Source organism: Polaribacter sp. (assembly GCF_965656025.1).
Lineage (GTDB): Bacteria > Bacteroidota > Bacteroidia > Flavobacteriales > Flavobacteriaceae > Polaribacter.
In genome coordinates, this window is record NZ_CBFHJT010000081.1 from 1 (window position 1) to 5,342 (window position 5,342).

The 5,342-nt window shown below is 31.6% G+C and carries 7 protein-coding genes and 1 tRNA gene; 3 read left to right on the top strand and 5 right to left on the bottom strand.

Going from position 1 to position 5,342, the window contains the following annotated elements; all coding sequences use genetic code 11:
• Nucleotides 1-239 (top strand): galactose-1-phosphate uridylyltransferase (gene galT, locus ACTG3S_RS12790; protein WP_439129734.1); only part of this gene is annotated, 239 nt, incomplete at its 5' end.
• 315 nt (nucleotides 240-554) lie between these two features.
• Here galT and ACTG3S_RS12795 read toward each other — a convergent pair.
• The 4 genes from ACTG3S_RS12795 to ACTG3S_RS12810 all read right to left on the bottom strand — a co-directional run bounded on the left by ACTG3S_RS12795 (nucleotide 555) and on the right by ACTG3S_RS12810 (nucleotide 1,927).
• Nucleotides 555-625, bottom strand: a tRNA-Cys gene (locus tag ACTG3S_RS12795).
• A gap of 59 nt (nucleotides 626-684) precedes the next feature.
• Nucleotides 685-1,041 carry a dihydroneopterin aldolase gene (gene folB / locus ACTG3S_RS12800; RefSeq protein WP_439129735.1) on the bottom strand — a complete coding sequence of 119 codons (357 nt, stop codon included), beginning with the start codon at nucleotides 1,039-1,041 and terminating at the stop codon, nucleotides 685-687.
• A gap of 72 nt (nucleotides 1,042-1,113) precedes the next feature.
• Nucleotides 1,114-1,527 (bottom strand): DUF2452 domain-containing protein, encoded by a 414-nt coding sequence (locus tag ACTG3S_RS12805; RefSeq protein ID WP_439129736.1) that lies wholly within the window; start codon nucleotides 1,525-1,527, stop codon nucleotides 1,114-1,116.
• Nucleotides 1,528-1,711: 184 nt separating this feature from the next.
• A complete protein-coding gene (locus tag ACTG3S_RS12810) occupies nucleotides 1,712-1,927 on the bottom strand; it encodes a zinc ribbon domain-containing protein (RefSeq protein WP_439129737.1) in 216 nt (71 codons plus the stop codon).
• A 111-nt stretch (nucleotides 1,928-2,038) separates the two neighbouring features.
• Between ACTG3S_RS12810 and ACTG3S_RS12815 the strand changes: the two genes are divergently transcribed.
• Nucleotides 2,039-3,724, top strand: coding sequence for a glutamine--tRNA ligase/YqeY domain fusion protein (locus ACTG3S_RS12815; protein ID WP_439129738.1), 1,686 nt, complete (start codon nucleotides 2,039-2,041; stop codon nucleotides 3,722-3,724).
• Between the two features lie 63 nt (nucleotides 3,725-3,787).
• Complete coding sequence (locus tag ACTG3S_RS12820; RefSeq protein WP_439129739.1) at nucleotides 3,788-4,093, top strand: DUF6370 family protein; 306 nt, start codon at nucleotides 3,788-3,790, stop codon at nucleotides 4,091-4,093.
• Between the two features lie 96 nt (nucleotides 4,094-4,189).
• On the opposite strand, the gene ACTG3S_RS12825 is transcribed toward ACTG3S_RS12820, so the two are convergent.
• A complete protein-coding gene (locus tag ACTG3S_RS12825) occupies nucleotides 4,190-5,230 on the bottom strand; it encodes an aldo/keto reductase (protein ID WP_439129740.1) in 1,041 nt (346 codons plus the stop codon).
• Nucleotides 5,231-5,342 lie beyond the last annotated feature (112 nt).

Below are 5,342 nucleotides of genomic sequence, written 5' to 3' on the forward strand. Positions count from 1 at the left end.
TGCTTACAAAGACGTACGATGCTTTATTTGAATGTTCTTTTCCTTATTCTTCTGGTATACATCAAGCACCCACAAATAGTTTAGATAATAGTCATTGGCATTTTCATATGAGTTTTTATCCGCCACTATTAAGAAGTGCAACTGTAAAGAAATTTATGGTAGGTTATGAAATGTTTGGCACACCACAAAGAGATATTACCGCAGAACAAGCAGCTAAGAGATTGAGAGATATATTGTAATTTAAAAAAATTATAACAATTATTATTAGAACTACTAAAATGAAGTGATTCCTAAAAATTAGAATCAATTAATAAACATTTACTGTAATAAAGAATTTAAAGCATTAAAAAAATCCATTTATACTTATTTTACTTTGGCCTTAGCTTTAGATTTTTTTAATTGATTTTAATTTCAAATATGTTTGTTTATATTTCATGTATTAATAATTGCTAAAAATCTAAAAAAGATTTTTTAAACAATGTGGGTAAAATCGTGGGTAAAAAATAAAAAGTAAAATCCTTAACTGTTTTAAAGTTAAGGATTTATAAAAAATGAGGTGTCTAGCGGATTCGAACCGCTGTACATGGTTTTGCAAACCATTGCCTAGCCACTCGGCCAAGACACCTTTTATATTTGGATTGCAAATTTACGTAAAATTATAAATTCTGCAAGATTTTATTTTGCTTATCTCTTTTTTGAAAGAATTACAGCTACTTCTTCTACGTTACCACCAATGGGTGGATTAATTTTTGCCACAGAAACCGTTGCTTTTCTAAGCATTCTAATTTCTTTAAAAAAACGATTTAAAATGCGTTGTGCAACTTCTTCTAACAACTTCGATCGAATTGCCATTTCTTCTTTTACAATATGATTTAAAAGAACATAATCTACAGTGTCTGCTAATTCATCTGTTTTTGCAGATTTTTTTAAATCTGCCTTTACAGCAACATCTACTTTGTATTCTGATCCTATTTTGGCTTCTTCATCTAAACAACCATGGTATGCATAGAGTTTGATGTTATTTACTTTTATGATTCCCATTTTAATATTTTTAAACCTTACAGGTTTTTGTACAAAATTGATTTCAGTATCTAAACCTCTAAAATCTTGTAATTATTTATCTACTTTCTCCCACATTTTATCTGTATTTAGTCTGAATGTACCTAAATACTCAAAACTACATTGTTCGGGTGCAATGATAGATAAAAAAGGTTCTTTGTTTTTGTTGTTGTATAAATGATAGTTTTCTCCAAAAATAGGCTCGAAACTGAATTTTGCATTATAAATTAAATCATTATACTCAAACTTTTTCATTAAAGCTTCGTATTCTTTTTTAACCTCGTCAAATTTCGATTTTAGCTGTTTGTTTACACGCTGTATTCCATCATTTTTCCAACTTGCCGTATTTAATGGTTTAATTACAGGTGAGCTTGCAGAAGTTCCATAAGGTTTTAAAGCGGCATCATACTGCTTTGTTTCTTCATTAAAAACAACCAGGTCTGGTTTTTTTGCATCGTCTTTTTTCATTGGTACAAAAATACAATATTAAATAATTAGTAAAGTTGTTTTCTGAAAACTTTAACTGGCAAAAATGCCTGCGTTAGCGATTGAAATGGCATCCTTTTTATTTCTTTTTAGAAATAAAAAGATATAATGGAAAGCGCGACCTGAAAGGAAACGCCCAAACTTCTATAAGTACCGTATTTCTTTGTTAGTTAGTGAAAAAGTCGAATACATTACTTATAGCACTTGTTTTGGTTTTGTAAAACTCTGTATATGTACAACGTTGGCAGGTGACACTTGTAAATTTTTGATTTTGAATGTCGAAAATTTTTGATAATGTGCCACCTGTTGCTCGCATTTGACCTAGCTTGTAGTTTTTACTATTACATTTTGGGCAGGTATAGTTTCTAATTTGATTGCTCATGATAATTTGTGTTTATTTATTAGTTGCTAAATTTACAATTTTGTTACAAAACTCTTAATAGCAATGAAGTATTTTACGTAATTTTGTTTCTTAATTTTATCAAATAAAACGATGTCTGAAGATAAAAAATCGCTAAATTTTATAGAGCATATTATTGAAGAGGATTTGGCAAATGGAATGCCAAAAGAAAATTTACGTTTTCGTTTTCCACCAGAACCTAATGGATATTTGCATATTGGGCACACCAAAGCAATTGGTATTAGTTTTGGTTTAGGACAAAAATACGACGCACCTGTGAATTTGCGTTTTGACGATACAAATCCTGCCAAAGAAGAGCAAGAATATGTAGATGCAATTAAGCGTGACATTACTTGGTTAGGTTATAATTGGGCGGAAGAGCGTTATTCGTCTGATTATTTTCAGCAGTTGTACGACTGGGCAGTTTTATTGATAAAAGATGGTAAAGCGTATGTGGATTCTCAAACATCGGAAGAAATGAGAATTCAGAAAGGAACACCTACTGAAGTTGGTACTAATAGCCCTTTTAGAGATAGATCTGTTGCAGAAAACTTGGAATTGTTTCAAGGAATGAAAGAGGGAAAATTTAAAGAAGGTGAGCATACTTTGCGTGCAAAGATTGATATGAGTTCGCCAAATATGTTGATGCGTGATCCTTTGATGTACAGAATTATGTACAAATCGCACCATAGAACTGGTGATGATTGGTGTATTTACCCAATGTACGATTGGACACATGGTGAGAGTGATTATATTGAGCAAATCTCACATTCTTTGTGTTCTTTAGAGTTTAAGCCTCATAGAGAATTGTACAATTGGTTTCGCAATCATGTGTATAATTTTAGCAAAAATGAATATCCAAATCCACCAAAACAACGTGAGTTTTCTCGTTTGAATTTGAGTTATACCATAATGAGTAAGCGTAAGTTGTTAAAACTGGTAGAAGAAAACATTGTTTCTGGTTGGGATGACCCAAGAATGCCAACCATTTCTGGTTTGCGAAGACGTGGTTATACACCTGCATCTATTAGAAGTTTTGTAGAAACTGTTGGGGTTTCTAAACGTGAAAACGTGATTGATGTGGCGCTTTTAGAATTTAAAATTCGTGAGGATTTAAACAAAAATGCACCTAGAGTGATGGCTGTTTTAGACCCTGTAAAAGTGGTTATTACGAATTATCCTGAAGATAAAGAAGAAATCTTAGACGCTAGTTACAACGATTATGAAGAAGGTTTTGGCAGTAGAGAAGTTCCTTTTTCTAGAGAGATTTATATCGAAAGAGAAGATTTTAGAGAAGAGGCTAATAAAAAATTCTTCCGATTAAAATTAGGTAAAGAAGTACGTTTAAAAAATGCCTATTTTATTACTGCCAATAGTTGCACAAAAGATGCTGACGGAAATATTATTGAAATACAATGTACGTATGATCCGTTAACAAAATCTGGAAGTGGAACACCAGAAAGTATGCGTAAAGTAAAAGGTACCTTACATTGGGTTTCTGTAAAACATGCTGTTAAATCTGAAGTGAGAGCTTATGACAGATTGTTTTTAGATGAAGCTCCAGACGCTCATAAAGACAAAGATTATATGGAATTTTTAAATCCGAATTCTTTAGAAATTATCAATGCTTTTGTAGAACCTAGTTTGCAATCTGCAAAGGTTGGAGAGCGTTTTCAGTTTCAAAGATTGGGGTATTTTAATGTAGATAATGATTCCACTACTGATAAGTTAGTGTTTAACAAAACTGTTGGTTTGCGTGATTCTTGGACAAAAAAGTAGGCAGTTTTCAGTCTCAGTATTTAGTTAGTAGTTAGTAGTTAGAAAATTATTTAAAAATTAATTATGAAAAAATTAATCATTTTAAGTTTATTAGTTTTTGCTTCTTGCAAAACTAAAATGAAAGTGGCAGTTGCTGAGGCAGATATTGCTTGTGGGCAATGTCAGTTTGATTTAGAAGGAGAAGAGGGTTGTAGTTTGGCTGTAAAAGTGCTAGACAAAGCTTATTTTGTAGATGGTTTTAATATTGATGATTTTGGTGATGCGCATGATGAAACCAAAGGTTTTTGCAATGTTGTTAGAACTGGTAAAATTGCAGGAACTATTGAAGATGGTCGCTTTAAAGCAGATATTATAGAACTTAAAAAATAGATTTTACAGAGATTTGTAAAACATAAAAAAGCCGAAGTAAAAATTTACTTCGGCTTTTTTATACTGATTATTCATTACTAGCAAACTACCCACCAATTATGGTGCAGGATTTGGTATTGCTGCATGCACTTCTTCTATGTCCTTTAAGGTTTCTTCTGATAAATTGATATTGATACTACCAATATTTTCTTTTAATTGCTCCATTTTTGTGGCTCCAATAATATTACTGGTTACAAATGGTAATTGGTTAATAAATGCTAGCGAAAGTTCTGATAATGAAATTCCTGCTTTTTTTGCAATTGCCTCATATCTTTTTACAGCCTCTAAAGATCCATCACCCATATAACGTGCTATAAAACGTGGAAACAAAGTTCCTCTTGCTCCTTCTGGTTTGTTACCATCTAAATATTTACCAGATAAAACACCTTGTGCTAATGGAGAGTAGGCTAATAAACCAACATTTTCTCTAAGAGAAACTTCACTCATTCCATATTCATAAGCTCTATGAATTAATGAGTACGAATTTTGAATAGTAGCCATTCTTGGCAAATTATGTTGTTTTGCCGTTTGCAAATATTGCAGGGTTCCCCAAGGAGTTTCGTTAGAAAGCCCAATAGCTTTTATGGTTCCGTTTTTTACAAAATTGTTTAACGTTTCTAAAATTTCTAAATGTTTTTCTGCTTCTTTAGACGATGTTTTATAAGGATAATCTCTTGTGCCAAAACAATTTACACCTCTATCTGGCCAATGTAATTGATACAGATCTAAATAATCTGTTTGTAAACGTTGTAAACTATTTTCTATGGCTTCTATAAGATTTTCTTTATTAAATCCGCCTGTTCTAATATGTTTGGTATAATCTCCACCACCAGCAATTTTACTTGCTAAAACAATCTTGTCTCTATTGCCTGTTTTTGCAAACCAATTTCCAATAATGCGTTCAGTATCAGCATAGGTATCTGGTGTTGCTGGTACAGGATATAATTCTGCAGTATCAAAAAAATTTACACCTTGTTCTAATGCATAATCCATTTGTTCAAAAGCCTCTTCTTGGGTATTTTGTTTTCCCCAAGTCATGGTTCCTAAACAGATTTTACTAACTTTTATATTGGTATTTGGTAAGGTTGTATATTTCATATTTTATTGTGTAAACATGTGAGTGTTGAAAAGTTTAATCTTTAAAATAAACCACGAAATTAAAGTTTAAACTTTAAAAAAACAATAAGCGTATAATTATAAAAATTATACG

Coding starts and splice junctions, on each gene's coding strand:
- folB (WP_439129735.1), bottom strand. CDS start 1,041: ATGGGAATCATAAAAGTAAATAACATCAAACTCTATGCATACCATGGT.
- ACTG3S_RS12805 (WP_439129736.1), bottom strand. CDS start 1,527: ATGAAAAAAGACGATGCAAAAAAACCAGACCTGGTTGTTTTTAATGAA.
- ACTG3S_RS12810 (WP_439129737.1), bottom strand. CDS start 1,927: ATGAGCAATCAAATTAGAAACTATACCTGCCCAAAATGTAATAGTAAA.
- ACTG3S_RS12815 (WP_439129738.1), top strand. CDS start 2,039: ATGTCTGAAGATAAAAAATCGCTAAATTTTATAGAGCATATTATTGAA.
- ACTG3S_RS12820 (WP_439129739.1), top strand. CDS start 3,788: ATGAAAAAATTAATCATTTTAAGTTTATTAGTTTTTGCTTCTTGCAAA.
- ACTG3S_RS12825 (WP_439129740.1), bottom strand. CDS start 5,230: ATGAAATATACAACCTTACCAAATACCAATATAAAAGTTAGTAAAATC.